Genomic DNA, 16,196 nt, shown 5'->3' with positions numbered 1-16,196 from the left:
GACTATTTTCGGCTGAAAAAGTGCAGCGACACGGTTGCCTCTAACGCGTGGAGTAGCCATGGCCTTCATTTTGCGGCTTAGCTGGAGATTCAGTTACACGAATGTAGCCGCATACTTGCAAAAGCTGATTGGTACGCAGGACCAATTTGCGACCTCATAACAGACGTTTGTTCCGATCGAACAGCGCCGTACCGAGCTCGAGGATCGGCGCAACGATCATGCCGGGATGGGATTTTGAACCTGAAGCGACGGCAAGCAATCCTGAGCGTCTCCTGACGGGCGGCTGTCAGGAAGACTATGTTAAACTGAAATCTTCTTGGCCGCCGAAGAATGAAAGGCCCGTTTGACTGTGACGATATCTGCGTTATTCGATGCTCTCGGGTCAGAAGCTCCGCCAGCCGACCGGACGAAAGATATGGACCTTTATGGGTGGCTAATCGGAAGCTGGGAAATGGACACCATCCGCCATCTCGGCGACGGCAGAACCCAGGGATCGACTGGAGAAATCCATTTCGGCTGGGTGCTGGAAGGTCGGGCTATTCAGGATATCTGGATCAGGCCCAAGCGCCCTGCGCCGTCCACCATGTATGGTACGACTTTACGGATCTTCGATCCAGGCATCAGTGGCTGGCATATCATCTGGAGTGACCCGATCAACCAAGATTACGCGCGCCAGGTCGGACGGGCCGAGGGTAAGGACATCGTCCAGATCGGCGATGACTCCCGTGGCCTGAAAGCTCGATGGCGTTTCACTGAGATAACTGCCGACAGCTTCCATTGGATCGGCGAGGAACGTTCTTCCAACAGCGATCCCTGGCAAATCACTTATGAACATTTTGCCCGCAGAACCAATCCGTGATGCTTTGGGGATTGATGATCGACCAGGGGCCAGGGTCTACTTTCCGATCCCACGCTCCTGCGCTTCCTCCCCAATGAGGCAATTGTAGGGTTTCAGATACTGAACGGTTTCGGCTGGTGGCCCCTTATAGTCGCTCAGTCTGACACCGGTGATCTCGACAACGAGCTTGTTGCGTATTGCATCTTCAAAGTGGCTGACATCGGTTACTTTCAGCAAGAAAGCCCCCTCTCCGCCGATGACGCAAGCCGCGTAGTAGTCATCAAGATCCGGAAGAGCATCGGGATCGGTAGCCGCATTCAACATGATCGGCAGACCATCGACGGTAATCGCATCGGCTATCGCGGCATTTCGCGCAACCGGAACGGGGGCCCCCGCATTGTTGGGGCCATCGCCTGAAACGTCGACGACACGGCGGCTCGATCGCACACGACTGCTGTCAATCAGCTCGCGTGCGAAAGCCAGCGCATTGGAAATCGAGGTGAATGATATGCGTCTTGGTGGCTGCCGGCGCAGTTCCTCGGCAAATCGAGCCGCGGTTACCTGACCGTCAATGATCATCCATGGCACAACCTGAATGGCGAAGCCACCCCACTCGACATAGGTCACTGCCACCTTGCCGAGCGGGCCGCTCGAAAGGGCTCTGACGATTTCGGGGCTTCGAAACGCTGCTACATAGCCCTCCCGTTGAACGCGCTGCTCCTCGATATCCATCGAATAGGAGACATCAACGGCAATGACGAGCTTAAGGTCGACGGCGGCCGGAAGCTGGGAGGACGGGACTGCAGAAAGAACACCAAAACAGACAATAACCGCCCAGTTGAGTTTCAATCTCTTCTCCCCAAATCGCGGCGTTGGCGTCTGCACCTCAGATCCGGCCCGGCGCCAGCCGGTAAAAGCGCTTTGCCTCGCGACGTGAGCTGATGCCAAAATACCGTAAGGAGGCCCGCGCGTCTTTGCGGTACCTGCGATCGGCCACTCATAGTGTGCCATTGCGCCTAGTCAAAGGCGATATGAATATGCGCCATTGCGAGGCCGGCAATCAAAGGCTTTTCGCATCGGCAACCGACCAGGATCCACGATCTGGCGCTGTGTGACACTTGCGTTTCGAGAGGCGTTCGACACGTTGAAATCTGCGCCTTCCTATCGGGCGCAGGCTTTCGCTGATAAACTCCGCAAAGCGCTCGATAATACAGCTCCCGGCAGGAACATTTAGCCCGAGCAAGAGTTGCAATGGAAACCATTGAAAGCTGCCATGAAAACGTCCAGTAGACCGTCTTGCGAATATGGAGATTAGCTGGATGGCGATCCACCGCAATGATCGCCACAAGCCAGATGAGCTTGTCGCGATCGCGTCTGGCATCGTGATTGGTCGCATCTATCGCATTTACGGCGGCCCTCAGCATGGAAATTGGTACTTCAACTTCCAGCTTGGTCGCCAGCCCTTTCGTACGAGCGCCATGAACAGGGTCGTCCCGAAACGCACAACGGCGCAAAAGCGTTTGTTGCACATGTTCTCGGATTTTTTGGCAACGCCATCTGACGAGGGCGGGGGCAAACCAGAGGCTGAGCGGATGAATGCATGAACGCCGAATGATGAAGGCGCCCGGCAGCCACATTTGCCACCATCAAACCCGCCTGGCCTCATCGCATCCGGCGAAAAGGCTGTTGCAAAAGGCTTGCTAATCCGCATTCGACCGGAGCTCGATGTTCGTTGCAATTGTCTGCTGAAAACCATGGTGGTCAGTACTTGGCGGAGTGCTTTAGCCTTGGCCTCGTTGGTATCCCTCGCCATTGTACGACTTGCCGCGCGGCTTCGAATACATGATCGACCCTGGCGCGACTTCAGCAGGCAACCGGATAAGCGAACGGCAGGATGGGTCTCATCAGCGAGGGGGCAACAATTCTGGGTGAGACAGACTTTTCCTCACACGGCCCCGCCGGCGTGATCTTGGCGTCGTCACTCTTGCATCACTCGCATGGTCGTACGGTATCACTGCCACGGCCTTGATACCCGGCGGCCGGTTTTTTGCGAGGAGAACGGCGTGACCGGGTTCCCCGGCGTTTCCCCTTCCTCCTTTCAACGCTATGCTCGCGCCAACCATCCTTTATAGCGGCCATGGCGCTTGTTCAGGATGAGAAGAAGAAGGGCCCCTGACGTCCCAAGGGAGCCAACGGCTCATAAAGTTTTTCGGAGGAATGTCATGGATGATGTCGACACACCGCTCAATGTTCCGGTCTTGTTGAAACGCCGTATCCAGGCTGCAGTCATCGGGCCGATCCACGCTGAGATGGTCGCAGCGTTAGGAAGGGAAAGGGCCCACGCAATTCTCGATGGCGCGATCCGCAAAGCAGCAATCGCCGAGGGCCAAGCTTTTGCCGCCAAGGATGGGCCTACCACCATGGCAAGTTTCATCAAGCTTTATGAACTTTGGACACATGACGGTGCCCTCGAAATCGATATCCTTGAAGCCGGCGATGCCGTGTTCAATTTCAACGTCACCCGCTGCAAATATGCCGAAACCTACAAGGCGATGGGCCTTGGCCACATCGGTCATCTGATGTCGTGCAATCGTGATGGCACCTTCTGTCAAGGCTATGATCCCAACATTGAACTTGTGCGCGAGCATACGATCATGGATGGCTCTGAATGCTGTACCTTCCGGTATTCCTATCGACAAGCAAGCACGGACGCCGCATCGTCCAACGCAGGACGTTTCTCGAAGACAAGCGCCAGTGACATGCTCGATGAGGTAATGCTCGAATCGTCGAGTAAATGAAGCATGAGCTTGCCGAACCCACAGAAGGCGATATCAGGGACATATTGCGAAATGCGAAACAGGTGTTCGGCCAGCAACAAGCGCGGGTCTACGCCCGCATCATCGAACATGGTATCGAGCTAATCTCGGACGACCCAGATCGACCAGGTTCCATCGACCGCGCCGAGGCGCCTTTGCGCGCCTGCTCGAGATGACTGCTGTTTGCAAGTGCGATCCCATTTGTTGCTCCGCTGCTCACAACGGCGCTTGGCTGCCCCACGAATGCCGGCTCCTCCACTCGCGCGGCAAGCGAAACGGGCGTAGGATTGATAAGACGCAAAACCCCCTGTGTTTTCCGTCAACCAAAGGGCCTGGTAACAAGGTTCCCCCTTGTTGGAGAGGGTACCATGGGAGTGGATCATGCCGAGCGGCGACTCGTTGCAATTCTCGCCGTCGACATTGTGGGCTATTCCAGACTTGTTGAAGCGGACGAAGCCGGTACGCTCACAGCAATCAGACAGTTGCGATCAAAAGTCACTGACCCATTGCTGGTCGAATATCATGGACGCATCGTCAAACTTATGGGCGACGGCGCCATCATGGAGTTCGGCTCCGTCGTCGACGCCGTCGCTTGTGCCGTCGCCTTGCAAAGGGGTGTCGCGGCTCATCAGACTGACGTAGCCGCAGAAAAGCGTATCGTCTTCCGCATGGGCGTCAATCTTGGAGACGTCGTCGTCGACGGCGATGATATCCTCGGTGATGGTGTCAACGTGGCTGCAAGGCTCGAGCAGCTGTGCGAGCCGGGGGGACTTTTCGTTTCCGGTACGGCCTATGACCAGCTGCCAGGGCGGCTCGAACTTCCCTTAGAGTTCGTGGGCGAGCGCCACATGAAAAACATCGCCCGTCCGGTCCGCACCTATCGCGTCAGGCTTGAGGGAACCGACGGGGACAAAGCAACCAAAGCAAGACGCGTGCATCGCTTTGGTGCTGTTGCAGCGCTTGTCTTGTTGCTTGCCGCCTCATCAGCCGGTTCGGCATTCTGGTTATGGCCACGCCAACCGATCGCCGAAACAGCAATGATGGCTCGCATGAAGTATCCGCTTCCTGACAAGCCTTCGATTGCAGTCCTGCCGCTCAACGATGTCAGCCCCAGCCCCTCACCCTCCTATTTCGCTGACGGGATAACAGACGATTTGATCAGGGGACTTTCGAAACTCCCCGGCCTTTTCGTGGTGGCGCGCCATTCTGTGTTTACCTACAAGGGCCGGCCAACAAAGGTGCAGGACATCGCGGAGGTCATGGGCGTGCGCTATGTCCTTGAGGGCAATTTGCGGCGTGATGGCGACTTTGTCCGCATTGAGGCGCAACTGACAGATGCAATACGCAATGAGAGCGTATGGGACAAGCATTACGACGGGAGGATGGCGCAGATTTTTGCGCTTCAGAGCAAGCTCATTGGCGAAGTTGCCTCTGCCCTGCAGGTCGATTTGACCCCAACCTACGCTGGCGAAGCGGAACTGGCGGAAACCACTCCGGAAGCCTATGACGCCCTGCTTGAGGGCTGGGGCCATTTGCGTGTCAACACCGACGTCGAGCTTTTGAAGTCGATCACCTTTTTTAACAGGGCCCTTAGTCTTGATCCCTATTATAGTCGTGCTCATGCTGCGCTCGCCGACGCAAATTGGCAGATAGCGGTCGGCTGCTGGACCTCTGGCAATCTTGCCTTTCGACAGGCCATGCGCAGCGTCGATCAGAGTCTGCCCATGGCTATGCTTTACCAAAATGCCCTTGCCTATGCGATTTCATCGGAAGTGCTTGCCGCATATGGCGGCTATGACCAGGCTATTATTGCCATCAACCGGGCGCTTACGCTCGATCCCAATGATCCGGAAAGCCACATCCGCAAGGCTCGGTATCTCAATGCGGCGGGCCACGCTCCGGAGGCGGAGGGGGAAATCCGCCTCGCCATGCGGCTTGATCCCAAATACCCGCCGGAATATCTGAGGGCCCTGGCGATCTCGTTGTTCCATCAGGAGAAATATGAGGATGCGGTCGATGCCTTGAAATACCTGATTGCATTGCAATGGGATGTCGCCGACGACTATGCCACGCTGATATCCGGGCTCGGTCACCTTGGCCGCTTGAGCGGCATTCAGCTCAACATGGCCAAGTATAACGGAATCGCCGTACCTGTTGGCCGCGGGCCGCTCACGGTGCAGGCCATTTCCTGGCAGTGGTATGTTGATATGTTCGACTATGATCCGGCCTATCGCGACAGGCTGCTGGAAGGATTGCGCAAGGCCGGCGTGCCGGAAGGAGCAGGAACAGACATTGCCTATGATACCTATGCCGGCGCCGTCAGCAGGGCAAATGGCGCTTTCACCGTCAAAGGCGCGCCCAAAATAGCCGCAGCCGCGGCCAAGCGGCTGATTGACGAAGGCGCCAAACTGATTGATGTGCGCACTGCCAGAATGTTCAATCATTCGCACATCCCCGGATCGATCAACCTGCCGGCGGGAAGCGTCCTTTCAAATGCCACGCTTTCGGGGATGGTCGGAGAAAATGACGCCATCATCTTTGCTTGCCAGGCCAGAAACTGTGTGGACGCGGCCTTCGCGTCGGCCAAGGCCCTGGCATGGGGATATCAAAAGGTCTCCTATTTCGCCGATGGCATTTCGGCGTGGCAGGATGCAAATTACCCGACCGAAACCACGCTGGCGAAATGACCAGGTCGAGCCAGATTCAGGATTGGTTCTTGAACGGGCGCAGCCGCAGCTTGCGCGGTGTCCCGCTGACCACGACTTGCACGAGGGACAAACGCCCTTGAAATAGATTTTCTGCCATCCCCCCGGAATTGATGACGCCATTCTGGTTGGTGATAATGGTGCCGTCGCCGCTGCCAACGATGCCGCTATCGTTCGACCCGTTGTTGTCCAGCGTCTTGGTAAAGCCGGCGACGCCGTTCAAAAACCGCACCGAATTCGTGCTTCCCCTGAGGGCACCATCGTTGGTGGAGGTGCTGTCGCCTGATACGGCAATTTCGATTCCTGATCCTGCAACCGTGGTTCCGCTCTCCACATTGATGGTGAGCGGCGTGTTGGCGGGAGACTGTGGAGCGGCCAAGCACCTGCTTCATAACAATGCATGCGTTGGCCAGATGCATCAAGTACGCGGGGTCTCGCCTTCAAATCAAGGCCCCGAACCGTCGACGCGTCTTACGCGTTTGGGAACATTTCTCCGCCTCGAAAAGTTTACGCTCCAAGGCGTGCGACGGTCCTCGCAAGGGGCGCTGCCAACTCAAAATGGAAAAAAACGGAAAGGAACGAATATGCCTTCCATCGATGCTTCGCGCATTCTTATCCTGGCCACCCATGGCTATGAGCGCTTGGAACTTCGCGTTCCGTATGATGCGCTGCGAGAGCGCGGGGCCGACGTCAAGATTGCCTCACTCAAAGCGGGCACTATCAAGAGTTGGGACAAGAAGGATTGGGGCGATACGGTGGACGTGGATTTGCTGGCCTGCGATGTGTCCGCCAATGATTTTGACGCCATTGTGCTGCCGGGCGGACAGATCAATCCCGATCTTCTGCGCGTTGATGAAGATGCCATGCGCGTTGTGCGCGACTTCCTTGAAAGTGGAAAGACGGTCGCGGCCATCTGCCATGCGCCTTGGCTCCTTGTTGAAGCCGACGCACTGCGCGGCCGGGACGCGACCTCGTACTGGTCCATCAAGACCGATGTCAAAAATGCCGGCGCCAACTGGAAGGATGAGGCTGTGGTTACCGATGATGGCATCATCACGTCACGAAGTCCCGATGACCTTTCCGCCTTCGTCGCCAAGATCGTCGAGGAGATCGAAGAAGGCGCACACAAACGTCGCGCGGCCTGACGCGATGCCGGCCGTCCCGACGAAAGTTCCGTTGCAGGAGAACTCCTGCCATGACCGAGTTCGGCCCCGATATGGAGGCGAACATTGATAACAGTCTTACCTGTTACCGTATGAGCACCGGTATGGCGATGAACCATTGTCTCGACATGGGCGGGGCATTCGCAACCGCTCCATGTCAAACTCATGCTGATCGGATCGCAGTACCACACGCATCTTTGCCGTGAATGCCCCGAGATCTGCCTTGAATGCGCAAAGGCGTGGAAGCGCATTGGCGAGATGAGCGGCTGTGCTACCGTCTGTCGGACCTTTTGCCGAAACCTGCAGTCGCATGGCCGCATAATGCTGGCGCGGCAGGGTATCAAAATGCGCACGCGGCGATCGTTGCGCAAACAAAGGCAAGCATCGCAAAGACAGCGCGGACGATATGTGAGGCTTCCCATCGGTCGCGCAAAGACCGCCAGTTCCGCTCTTCCACCGCCTTGCTTGGGCCAAGAAATGGTTTGCCCAATCCCTCTAATTGCTCGGTCTTCAGCCAGAAATTATTTACCGGCTGGGTCACCATCCAGAAGATGGCGTGAACGATCGCTAGACAACACAAGGCAGCGAGCGACAGCCAGAACACGCCTTTATGATCGTCAACGAGAAATGTCTGCAGGGCAAAACCCAGGATCGCCATCGGTTCGGCAATCCCCGCCATCGTGAACCCCGGATAATAAACGGTCTGCGTCGCAAGGTAGCTGGTCTTGTCAAGCCGCATCTTCCCCGGGTACTCGAGTGCATGCGCAAGCGTCGTCGAAACGACAATCGCGCAAAGAAGAAGGTTTCCAATCTGGACTGCAATAAGCATCCTGACCTCCACCACAAGTGACCGGTTCATGATGCTAACGATAAGGGCCTGAACGGGTTCCCTGGTGAGTCAGTCCACACCCTGGCGCCTTGCGAATTCCGACAAAATGGCGCGCTGGCCCTTGAGAATCTTGCGCATCGCTAACGGCAAAGTGAACCAGCCTGCCCGATCCACCTCCGGAAATGCTTGCATCAGTCCGGATCGTGGCGGCCATTCCAGTTCGAACGTGTTGCTGACCAGGGCTTCGACACGCAGCTCCGGATCGGCTTCGACTGACCAGGCTATGACGATCTTGCCGCTTGGCTGCTTGAATTCTCCGAGTGGGTCAAATGCTCCATGGATCTCGACGCCAAGCTCTTCCCTTGCCTCGCGCCGCGCCGCCGCAAGTTCATCCTCGCGATCGTCGATGAGGCCTTTGGGTATCGACCAGGCACCCTCATCCTTGCGGGCCCAGTACGGCCCGCCAGGGTGAACGAGCAGGACTTCCGGGATCGCCCCGCCATGGCGATAGATCAACAGACCAGCGCTGCGCAGCGCCATTTAGGCGGAATACGCTCGTACCGGTAGCTTCCAGCCTGGCCGTATGAAGTGGCAGGTGTATCCGTTGGGGATGCGCTCAAGATAATCCTGGTGCTCCGGTTCGGCTTCGCAGAAATCTCCGGCCGGCGCGACTTCGGTCACGACCTTGCCCGGCCAAAGCCCCGAAGCATCAACGTCCGCGATCGTATCGAGGGCAACGCGCTTTTGCTCTTCATTGGTATAGAAAATCGCCGAGCGATAGCTCAGACCGACGTCGTTGCCCTGGCGGTTGCGCGTGCTCGGATCGTGGATCTGGAAGAAGAATTCAAGAATCTGCCGGTAGCTGATGCGCGCCGGATCAAAAACGATCTCGATGGCTTCCGCATGGGTTCCGTGATTACGGTAGGTCGCGTTCGGCACATCGCCGCCGCTATAGCCGACGCGGGTCGAAATCACCCCGTCATAGCGACGAAACAGGTCCTGCATGCCCCAGAAGCATCCGCCAGCAAGGATTGCACGTTCTTGGCTCATGAATTTTCCTCCGATTGCTTGGCTTGGCCCCAACTGTCATTGGTTGCCGTGCCCTGAATTTCACGATACGCGCCGCGCTTCTCCAGGAGGGGGCCACCGAGTGCGATGATTCCAGCTGCCGGCGAAGGTTCGCGCGAGGTTGCATCATAAACGCAAGGAGATACTAGCACTCCCGCGACGATGAGGCACTTTATAACGAAATGCATGGCGAGCGTTCTCTCTTTATTTATCGTCATAATCTTTCTCATCATAGTTGTAGGCATCCCCATCGTCATATACAAGTAAGATAATCATTTGCATGATAATTATTCAGGAGGCTTCCGATGACTGGAAAGGCACAGCGCCGTAGCCAATCAGCCAAACTGGCGGATTTCATGTGTTTCTCCGTCTATTCCGCCAACCTTGCCTATTCGCGGGTCTATCGGCCCGTGCTTGACGAACTTGGTCTCACCTATCCGCAATACATAACGATCATCGCGCTCTGGGAGGAGGATCGGCAAACGGTCAAAAGCCTGAGCGAGAAGCTGTTTCTGGAACCAAGCACGATGACTCCGATGCTGAAACGACTGGAAGCGATGGGCTATCTCGCCCGCGCCAGGGATAAGGAGGACGAGCGCAACGTTCGGGTCACGCTGACCGCGGCGGGACGCCGGCTTCGCGAGAAAGGGTTTGGCTTTGGCGAGGTGACGATGAAAGCCTCGGGCCTGACGCCCGAGGAATTTCCAATCCTGCAGAAGGCCATTGCGACGCTGCGCGATAACCTGGTGAAGGCAAGTCGGGGCGAACTCTGACATAATCAGCCCGCCTGCCGTGTTGCGGCTGGACCGGACGCGGACCTGGCATCCGGAATGACCGGATGATTGGCTGCCTGTTCGCTCCTTGCTTCGGCAATAAGGTCCTCAATTACCTTTTCGGACGTCTCATAGTCACCCTCGCCGAAATGATGGTACCGGATCTGGCCCTTGGCATCGATGAAATAATGGGCCGGCCAGTAGCTGTTCTGAAACGCCTGCCAGATTTTGTAGTTGTTATCGACCGCCACGGGATAGCCGATGCCAAACTCGTTGATTGCCTTCTTGACGTTGTCGATCTTCTTCTCAAAGGCATATTCCGGGGCATGGACGCCAATGACCACCAGACCCTGATCCTTGTACTTCTCCGACCAGGCCCGGACATGGGGGACCGTATGGATGCAATTGATACAGGAATAGGTCCAGAAATCGACCAGCACAACCTTGCCGCGCAGCTGATCAGCCGTCAGCGGCGCCGAGTTCAGCCACTCGACGGCACCATCAAGCGAGGGAAACTGCCCTTCAACGGGCAGATTGCTGCGAAATGTCGGAACAGCGCCAGCCACCAGTACCCTATCATTGGTTGTAGCCGCCTGCGCGGTAAGGCGCGGCTTGAGGGCGTCAAGAAGCGCCTGCTCGGCCCCGGCTGTCGCCGGCCCCGATAGCCGTGCAAGAAAACCGGTATCGGCACCGAGCCCGATTGCCGCAACACCGGCAAGGACGGCCATGCCAAGGCCACGGCGCAGAAATTCGCTGGCTGCGAGCGAGCCCTTCATGGCCGAGAAGACCTTACCGCCGACAAGGATGGCGAGCGCAAGCGAGGTCGCGGCACCCGTCGAATAGGCAAGGAGAAGCAAGCTGGTCTCAACATTCGCACCCTTTAGCGAGGCACCTGTGAGCACGAGGCCGAGGATCGGTCCGGCGCAGGGCGCCCAGAGCAGGCCTGTGGCAAAGCCGAGTACGAGCGCGCGCAAGGCCGTTGGAACGGACCGGGAGCCGCCGTTCGCGCGCAGCACCTGATTGGCAAAGGCAACGACCGGTCTGGTGGCGATTGTCGCAAGCCGCGGCGAAAGCAGCGTCACACCGAAGAAAGCAAGCAGGAAAAGCGCAGCGTAGCGACCATATTCATTGGCATTGACCGCCCAGTTCCCGCCAACGGCAGCGAGCGAGGCCACAAGAGCAAAGGTCATTGCCATGCCGGCAAGCATTGGCAGTGTGCTCTTGACGAAGGGTTGCCCTGCGCGGGCAAAGACAAAAGGAAGCACAGGCAGGATGCAGGGGCTGAGGATTGTTAAGGCGCCCGCAAGGTAGGCAATAAACAGAAGCGTCATCATCATCTCCTTCGCAGCAATGTGAGGCACCCGAGGGGGTGCCATGACCGCAAGCGCAGCCATGGCCCGCATCAGCTATTGGCGACGTATCCTGGATGTGTCGGATATTGCCCAAAGTGTAACGGATTGTACGACAAAGACAGCACGCTACATTGCGATACGAACAAGCGCGGCAAGCGGCGTCAGCGAATGGTAATTTCGGCCGAAAGTCCGCCGCCATTACGATTACGCAATTGAAGGGAAGCGCCAATGGCAAGCGCAAGCTGGTGGGCGATGGCAAGTCCAAGCCCGGTTCCGCCGGTTCCGCGATTGCGCGACTGCTCTAGTCGGAAGAACGGCTGAAGCACGGCCTCCAACTGATCTTCCGGAATGCCGGGACCGCGATCCATGATCTTAACGGTCACCATGCCCCTTGCATCGCTTTCAAACATGACTTCGGCACTGCCGCCAAATTTGAGCGCATTGTCGATGAGGTTGGTAAAGATGCGCCGCAATGCATGGGGACGCGTTTCAACGACAGTACTGACCTTGCCCTTTATCGTGACGGCCTTGCCGGTGTCCTGATAGTCATAAACGAGGCTTTCCATGAAGGCGGTGATGTCTATTTTTGAGGATTTCTCAGCATCCCCATGGGCGCTACGGGCATAGGCCACGCCTTCGTGAACGAGGCGCTCGATCTCGGTCAGATCCTGGATCAGCTTGTCCTTTTCCACCGAGTCCTCGCCAAACTCGGCGCGAAGCTTCATCCGGGTAATCGGTGTTTGCAGATCGTGGGAGATCGCAGCAAGGATCTGCACCCGTTCTTCAAGATAGTGCGCGATCCGATCCTGCATTGCATTGAAGGCCGTCGCTGCATAGGCAACTTCGCTTGGGCCCGTCTCGCTGAGCCGGGGCGCCTTCCTCTTCGGGTCGAGCGCGTCGGCCGCATGGGCAAGATCAACCAGCGGACGTATGGCAAGACGCACCGCGAACCAGGTTGACAGAACGAGCAGGACCAGCTGGGTGAGGAGAACATAGGGCAACCAATCTGCCAGCGGCATCCCTGCAGGTCGCACATCGATGGTCAGTGGCGTGCCGTCGGTCAATGTCAGGTGGGCCTGAAGGCGCTTGCCATCACCCGGTATGGATTGGACATGGATTGGAAAGCGCTGGCCACCTGCCTCCTCGATTTTTTGGGCGATCTCGGCGCCTCGCCTGCTCATGTCCGGCACGCCGGGCAAGCCTGGCCCGAGTTCGAACCGATATGTCCCCCGATCGAGGCGGTCGAGCCAGTCCGCCCGTTCGTGGGCCGGCAGGCGATCAAGAATGGCAATCGAGGTCGCGACGTCATTTTCCAGCGTATTTAGCATGACACTCCTGGTTGCCATGTAGCGTTCGAGGAACAAGGCGCCAAAGGAGAGCCCATGGGCAAGGGTCAGGCCGGCAAGGAGGATCAGGAACAGCCGCGCTCCGAGGGTGCGGGGCCACCGCCAGTCACGGCGCCTCCCGCCAACTTTCATTGGCGTAGCTCGGCGATCTCGACAGGCATCGCGAAGACGTAGCCTTCGCTGCGCACGGTCTTGATATAGCCAGGTTCACGCGCGTCGTCACACAGACGCTGTCTGAGCCGGCTGACGAGAAGGTCGATGGAACGATCGAACAATTCGGCGTCGCGCCCCTGGGTAAGGTTGAGCAGCTGATCACGATTGAGGACCCGTTGCGGGTGGTCGACAAAGACGCGAAGCAGGCGATATTCCGCTCCGCTGAGGGCCACGGCGGTACCGTTCTGATCAACGAGATACCGGCCGACCGTGTCGAGTTCCCATGCGCCAAAACGCAGGCGCTGGCCGGCTTCAGTGATCTGGAGATTTGGCGGAAGCATGCGCGTTCGGCGCAGCACGGCCTTGATCCGCGCCAAAAGTTCGCGTGCAGCGAACGGCTTTGCCAGATAGTCATCGGCGCCCATCTCGAGCCCGACAATGCGATCGGTCTCGTCGTTTCGAGCCGTCAACATGAGGATTGGTGTCGCCTTGTGCTTGCCGGCGCGCAGCTCGCGGCACAGGACGAGGCCGTCATCACCAGGCATCATGACATCGAGAACAATGAGATCGACCGTGTCGGATTCGAGGAATGCGCGCATGTGCCGGCCGTCTGCGGCAACACTGACGCGCAAGCCATTCTTTTTCAGATAGGCCGCGACGAGCTCGCGGATTTCGCGGTCGTCGTCGACGATCAAAACATGGTCAATGTGATCCATCCGACTTCACGCTCCGTTGCTGCCGGCATTACGCACGCTTATCTGCATTACATATCACAATAATGATTATCGTACAAACTTCCTTCCCTTTGCTCCCGCGCGACGCCTGTGCCGCGTCGAGGCTCAAAAGGCGCCCGCGTCAATGACGGCCTGGGCGAAGGCCTGTGGCGCTTCCTGCGGCAGATTATGGCCAATACCGCCAGTGATCGTGCGATGCAGATACTTACCGGAGAACTTCTGGCGATAGGACGATGGCTCGGGATGCGGCGCACCATTGGCATCCCCTTCAAGCGTGATCGTCGGCACACCGATCACCGGCCCTGCGGCGAGCTTCCTTTCCAGGTCATCATACTGCGACTCACCCTCGGCAAGGCTCAGCCGCCAACGGTAATTGTGAATGACGATCGCAACGTGGTCCGGGTTGTTGAAAGCGTCGGCGGATCGCTCGAAGGTGGCGTCATCAAAGTTCCACTTTGGCGAAGCCAGCTGCCAGATCAGCTTTGCAAAGTCATGCCGATTGTGTTCGTAGCCTTGCCGTCCGCGCTCGGTGGCAAAATAGAACTGATACCACCAGGCAAGCTCTGCCTTTGGCGGCAGCGGCTTGCTGTTGGCCTCCTGACTGCCGATCAGGTAGCCGCTGACGGAAACCATCGCCCTGCACCGTTCCGGCCACAGCGCCGCCATGATATTCGCGGTCCGCGCGCCCCAATCGTAGCCTGCAACAATCGCAGTTTGAATCCGCAGTGCGTCCATGAGGGCAACAATGTCCACGGCAATCGCCGCTTGCTGGCCGTTGCGGATGGTCCCGCTCGAACGAAACCGGGTCGTGCCGTAGCCGCGAAGATAAGGCACGATCACACGGTAGCCTGCCGAAGCAAGCAGCGGGGCGACATCGATAAAGCTATAGATATCATATGGCCAGCCGTGCAGAAGAATGACCACGGGACCGTCTGTGGGCCCGGCCTGCGCGTATCCGGTGTTGAGAACGCCCGCATCGATCTGCGCCAGGGGACCGAAGGACGTATGCGTTCCGGGCTTGATCGCTGGAAGGGCCGGAGCCTCTTGCGTCTGGGCTCTCGCCCTGCCCATCACCGAAAGTTCGGCAGCCGCCATAGTGACCGCAGCAATGCCAAGAAAATTGCGGCGACGATGATTGATTTCTTCCGACATCCTGAACTCTCTGATTGAACCCGATAACATCGCAGACATGGACTGCGAACGTATATGCTCTATGTCGGATAGACCGAAATTTGAATGCAATTGTAAATATCGGTGCGCCGGATACGCTTTGTTACAAACCGGCTCCGGCTCATCTCCAAACCGATCCACTTTGCCGGCGACCTTGAACTTGCTGGCGGGCCTTGCGGGCGATCGGGCCGATCATGGCGCGTCGTTGCTACTGAATGAGTAGCAATCCCCGCTTCTTATCGCCATCGAATGTGTCCATGGCCGAAAACAGTCGTTCGCGTTCCACAAGCCAGGGTCGATAGTCCTCATTGACATCGAGGACGAAAACCATGTCTGCCTCTGCGAGGTAACCGGCAATCGGAGAGAAATGGCCGGCTCCGTCGCCAAAGATGGTATTTCGCGTGAAGTTGATGATGTAACGCCGATCCGGATCATTGGAATGGCGCATGTGGTCGAAGAATTCCTCGGCCGATATGCCGCGTATGACCGTGACGTTCCTATCCGTATGCTGCCTTGCCACACCGGCCAGTTCATCGAGTGTCAGTCCCATGATGCAAAATCCGGTCCAGCATCTGCCGGTTCCCTCAAGGACCGCAGCCTCGGTCATTCCTTTTTCACCTACAGAACGAAATACGTTGGCAACGCTGGCCGGACCACATGTTGACGGGTTGGATTGAAAGATTACTTCAGTTTTGAATGTCCTGGCCACGGGAAGCTGCCAGGCACGTGCCAAGAGATCAGGTGATCGGGTGACGGCGTTGGCTATCGCTTCGGCCGGGACCCCGGTCTGGCCGGTCACAAGGACGGCGGTCCCCATCGAAAGGAAAACCAACAGTGCCGCGGCGGCTACCAGAACCCGTCTCATTTTCTGCGACCCTCAAGGACGGCTTTATTCTACTTGATCGGACGGGTTTCGACTATAAAGGCTCAACGCGCACCGCCGCAATTGTCCTGGCGAGCTAGTTGAGCTTCGGGGCATAACTTGCCGGATCAATCTGCGCTGGACGGCCGGCAAGCAGGAGATCGCTCTTTCGAGCGGGTGTCCTTGCTATGACTTTTCCGCCCTTTATGACTGCAAGACGCGTTGCTTTCAGACGAATTGCCTCGATCGTGTCGCGCGCCTGCAAAAGCACCATGTCGCCCTTGCATCCGACATCAAGACCATAGCCCTCCAGATTGAGGATCTTCGCCGGCTCGCTCGTCACCGCGGCAAAGCATTGACGCATTGCACTGCGGCTCGTCATCTGCG

Annotated in this window: 18 protein-coding genes and 2 pseudogenes; 8 read left to right on the top strand and 12 right to left on the bottom strand. The window is 57.6% G+C overall.

Annotated features, from left to right (window positions below):
• The first annotated feature begins 451 nt into the window (after positions 1-451).
• A complete protein-coding gene (locus tag AAAB35_RS02020) occupies positions 452-859 on the top strand; it encodes a hypothetical protein (protein ID WP_340666573.1) in 408 nt (135 codons plus the stop codon).
• Between the two features lie 36 nt (positions 860-895).
• Here the strand turns inward: AAAB35_RS02020 and AAAB35_RS02015 are convergent, their stop codons facing one another.
• Positions 896-1,687, bottom strand: a complete 792-nt coding sequence (locus tag AAAB35_RS02015) for a DUF1194 domain-containing protein (RefSeq protein WP_340666572.1) — start codon at positions 1,685-1,687, stop codon at positions 896-898.
• A 167-nt stretch (positions 1,688-1,854) separates the two neighbouring features.
• The gene (locus AAAB35_RS02010; protein ID WP_340666571.1) at positions 1,855-2,475 is read right to left on the bottom strand and encodes a hypothetical protein; all 621 of its coding nucleotides are present in this window, start codon (positions 2,473-2,475) and stop codon (positions 1,855-1,857) included.
• Positions 2,476-3,060: 585 nt separating this feature from the next.
• Between AAAB35_RS02010 and AAAB35_RS02005 the strand changes: the two genes are divergently transcribed.
• The 3 genes from AAAB35_RS02005 (at position 3,061) to AAAB35_RS01995 (ending at position 6,341) form a co-directional block, all read left to right on the top strand.
• Positions 3,061-3,636, top strand: coding sequence for an L-2-amino-thiazoline-4-carboxylic acid hydrolase (locus AAAB35_RS02005; protein WP_340666570.1), 576 nt, complete (start codon positions 3,061-3,063; stop codon positions 3,634-3,636).
• On the top strand, positions 3,633-3,830 hold the full coding sequence (locus AAAB35_RS02000) for a hypothetical protein (RefSeq protein WP_340666569.1): 198 nt from the start codon (positions 3,633-3,635) through the stop codon (positions 3,828-3,830). Before AAAB35_RS02005 ends, AAAB35_RS02000 begins: the two co-directional genes overlap by 4 nt.
• 192 nt (positions 3,831-4,022) lie before the next feature.
• Positions 4,023-6,341, top strand: a complete 2,319-nt coding sequence (locus AAAB35_RS01995) for a rhodanese-like domain-containing protein (protein WP_340666568.1) — start codon at positions 4,023-4,025, stop codon at positions 6,339-6,341.
• 16 nt (positions 6,342-6,357) lie between these two features.
• Here the strand turns inward: AAAB35_RS01995 and AAAB35_RS01990 are convergent, their stop codons facing one another.
• Positions 6,358-6,738 (bottom strand): hypothetical protein, encoded by a 381-nt coding sequence (locus AAAB35_RS01990; protein WP_340666567.1) that lies wholly within the window; start codon positions 6,736-6,738, stop codon positions 6,358-6,360.
• 205 nt (positions 6,739-6,943) lie between these two features.
• Here AAAB35_RS01990 and AAAB35_RS01985 point away from each other — a divergent pair, with 205 nt between their 5' ends.
• Both AAAB35_RS01985 and AAAB35_RS01980 read left to right on the top strand, forming a co-directional pair.
• Entirely contained in the window at positions 6,944-7,504 is a 561-nt protein-coding gene (locus AAAB35_RS01985) for a type 1 glutamine amidotransferase domain-containing protein (protein WP_340666566.1), read from the top strand.
• Between the two features lie 50 nt (positions 7,505-7,554).
• Positions 7,555-7,783: pseudogene (locus tag AAAB35_RS01980) on the top strand (four-helix bundle copper-binding protein); the annotation flags it as partial.
• Positions 7,784-7,862: 79 nt separating this feature from the next.
• Here AAAB35_RS01980 and AAAB35_RS01975 read toward each other — a convergent pair.
• The 3 genes from AAAB35_RS01975 to msrA form a co-directional block, all read right to left on the bottom strand.
• A complete protein-coding gene (locus AAAB35_RS01975) occupies positions 7,863-8,351 on the bottom strand; it encodes a DUF1772 domain-containing protein (protein ID WP_340666565.1) in 489 nt (162 codons plus the stop codon).
• A 69-nt stretch (positions 8,352-8,420) separates the two neighbouring features.
• Positions 8,421-8,891: an NUDIX domain-containing protein gene (locus tag AAAB35_RS01970; protein ID WP_340666564.1), complete on the bottom strand. Its 471-nt coding sequence runs from the start codon at positions 8,889-8,891 to the stop codon at positions 8,421-8,423.
• Positions 8,892-9,401 carry a peptide-methionine (S)-S-oxide reductase MsrA gene (gene msrA / locus AAAB35_RS01965; protein ID WP_340666563.1) on the bottom strand — a complete coding sequence of 170 codons (510 nt, stop codon included), beginning with the start codon at positions 9,399-9,401 and terminating at the stop codon, positions 8,892-8,894.
• A 323-nt stretch (positions 9,402-9,724) separates the two neighbouring features.
• Between msrA and AAAB35_RS01960 the strand changes: the two genes are divergently transcribed.
• A complete protein-coding gene (locus AAAB35_RS01960; protein WP_340666562.1) occupies positions 9,725-10,192 on the top strand; it encodes a MarR family transcriptional regulator in 468 nt (155 codons plus the stop codon).
• A gap of 44 nt (positions 10,193-10,236) precedes the next feature.
• On the opposite strand, the pseudogene AAAB35_RS01955 reads toward AAAB35_RS01960, so the two are convergent.
• A pseudogene (locus AAAB35_RS01955) lies at positions 10,237-11,523 on the bottom strand (cytochrome c biogenesis protein DipZ); the annotation flags it as partial.
• Between the two features lie 43 nt (positions 11,524-11,566).
• Here AAAB35_RS01955 and AAAB35_RS01950 point away from each other — a divergent pair.
• Complete coding sequence (locus AAAB35_RS01950; protein ID WP_340666561.1) at positions 11,567-11,719, top strand: hypothetical protein; 153 nt, start codon at positions 11,567-11,569, stop codon at positions 11,717-11,719.
• Here the strand turns inward: AAAB35_RS01950 and AAAB35_RS01945 are convergent.
• From AAAB35_RS01945 to AAAB35_RS01925, 5 genes are all read right to left on the bottom strand, one after another.
• The gene (locus AAAB35_RS01945) at positions 11,706-13,022 is read right to left on the bottom strand and encodes a HAMP domain-containing sensor histidine kinase (RefSeq protein WP_340666560.1); all 1,317 of its coding nucleotides are present in this window, start codon (positions 13,020-13,022) and stop codon (positions 11,706-11,708) included. The genes AAAB35_RS01950 and AAAB35_RS01945 overlap by 14 nt on opposite strands.
• The gene (locus AAAB35_RS01940) at positions 13,019-13,759 is read right to left on the bottom strand and encodes a response regulator (RefSeq protein ID WP_340666559.1); all 741 of its coding nucleotides are present in this window, start codon (positions 13,757-13,759) and stop codon (positions 13,019-13,021) included. Before AAAB35_RS01940 ends, AAAB35_RS01945 begins: the two co-directional genes overlap by 4 nt.
• 123 nt (positions 13,760-13,882) lie before the next feature.
• On the bottom strand, positions 13,883-14,929 hold the full coding sequence (locus tag AAAB35_RS01935; RefSeq protein ID WP_340666558.1) for an alpha/beta hydrolase: 1,047 nt from the start codon (positions 14,927-14,929) through the stop codon (positions 13,883-13,885).
• 226 nt (positions 14,930-15,155) lie between these two features.
• Positions 15,156-15,812: a phytochelatin synthase family protein gene (locus tag AAAB35_RS01930; protein WP_340666557.1), complete on the bottom strand. Its 657-nt coding sequence runs from the start codon at positions 15,810-15,812 to the stop codon at positions 15,156-15,158.
• 94 nt (positions 15,813-15,906) lie between these two features.
• Positions 15,907-16,196, bottom strand: a 290-nt coding sequence (locus tag AAAB35_RS01925; protein ID WP_340666556.1) for an amidohydrolase family protein, incomplete at its 5' end; no start/stop codon positions are given.

The organism is Phyllobacterium sp. (assembly GCF_037994425.1).
Lineage (GTDB): Bacteria > Pseudomonadota > Alphaproteobacteria > Rhizobiales > Rhizobiaceae > Phyllobacterium.
Note: the sequence above shows the minus strand (reverse complement) of the source record. Positions and strands in the feature narration are given on the sequence as shown.

Bases quoted from the DNA above. Each gene is read 5' to 3' on its own strand.
- AAAB35_RS02020 (WP_340666573.1), top strand. From the start codon at position 452: ATGGACACCATCCGCCATCTCGGCGACGGCAGAACCCAGGGATCGACT.
- AAAB35_RS02010 (WP_340666571.1), bottom strand. From the start codon at position 2,475: ATGTGGCTGCCGGGCGCCTTCATCATTCGGCGTTCATGCATTCATCCG.
- AAAB35_RS02005 (WP_340666570.1), top strand. From the start codon at position 3,061: ATGGATGATGTCGACACACCGCTCAATGTTCCGGTCTTGTTGAAACGC.
- AAAB35_RS02000 (WP_340666569.1), top strand. From the start codon at position 3,633: ATGAAGCATGAGCTTGCCGAACCCACAGAAGGCGATATCAGGGACATA.
- AAAB35_RS01995 (WP_340666568.1), top strand. From the start codon at position 4,023: ATGGGAGTGGATCATGCCGAGCGGCGACTCGTTGCAATTCTCGCCGTC.
- AAAB35_RS01985 (WP_340666566.1), top strand. From the start codon at position 6,944: ATGCCTTCCATCGATGCTTCGCGCATTCTTATCCTGGCCACCCATGGC.
- AAAB35_RS01975 (WP_340666565.1), bottom strand. From the start codon at position 8,351: ATGCTTATTGCAGTCCAGATTGGAAACCTTCTTCTTTGCGCGATTGTC.
- AAAB35_RS01970 (WP_340666564.1), bottom strand. From the start codon at position 8,891: ATGGCGCTGCGCAGCGCTGGTCTGTTGATCTATCGCCATGGCGGGGCG.
- msrA (WP_340666563.1), bottom strand. From the start codon at position 9,401: ATGAGCCAAGAACGTGCAATCCTTGCTGGCGGATGCTTCTGGGGCATG.
- AAAB35_RS01960 (WP_340666562.1), top strand. From the start codon at position 9,725: ATGACTGGAAAGGCACAGCGCCGTAGCCAATCAGCCAAACTGGCGGAT.
- AAAB35_RS01950 (WP_340666561.1), top strand. From the start codon at position 11,567: ATGACCGCAAGCGCAGCCATGGCCCGCATCAGCTATTGGCGACGTATC.
- AAAB35_RS01945 (WP_340666560.1), bottom strand. From the start codon at position 13,022: ATGAAAGTTGGCGGGAGGCGCCGTGACTGGCGGTGGCCCCGCACCCTC.
- AAAB35_RS01940 (WP_340666559.1), bottom strand. From the start codon at position 13,759: ATGGATCACATTGACCATGTTTTGATCGTCGACGACGACCGCGAAATC.
- AAAB35_RS01935 (WP_340666558.1), bottom strand. From the start codon at position 14,929: ATGTCGGAAGAAATCAATCATCGTCGCCGCAATTTTCTTGGCATTGCT.
- AAAB35_RS01930 (WP_340666557.1), bottom strand. From the start codon at position 15,812: ATGAGACGGGTTCTGGTAGCCGCCGCGGCACTGTTGGTTTTCCTTTCG.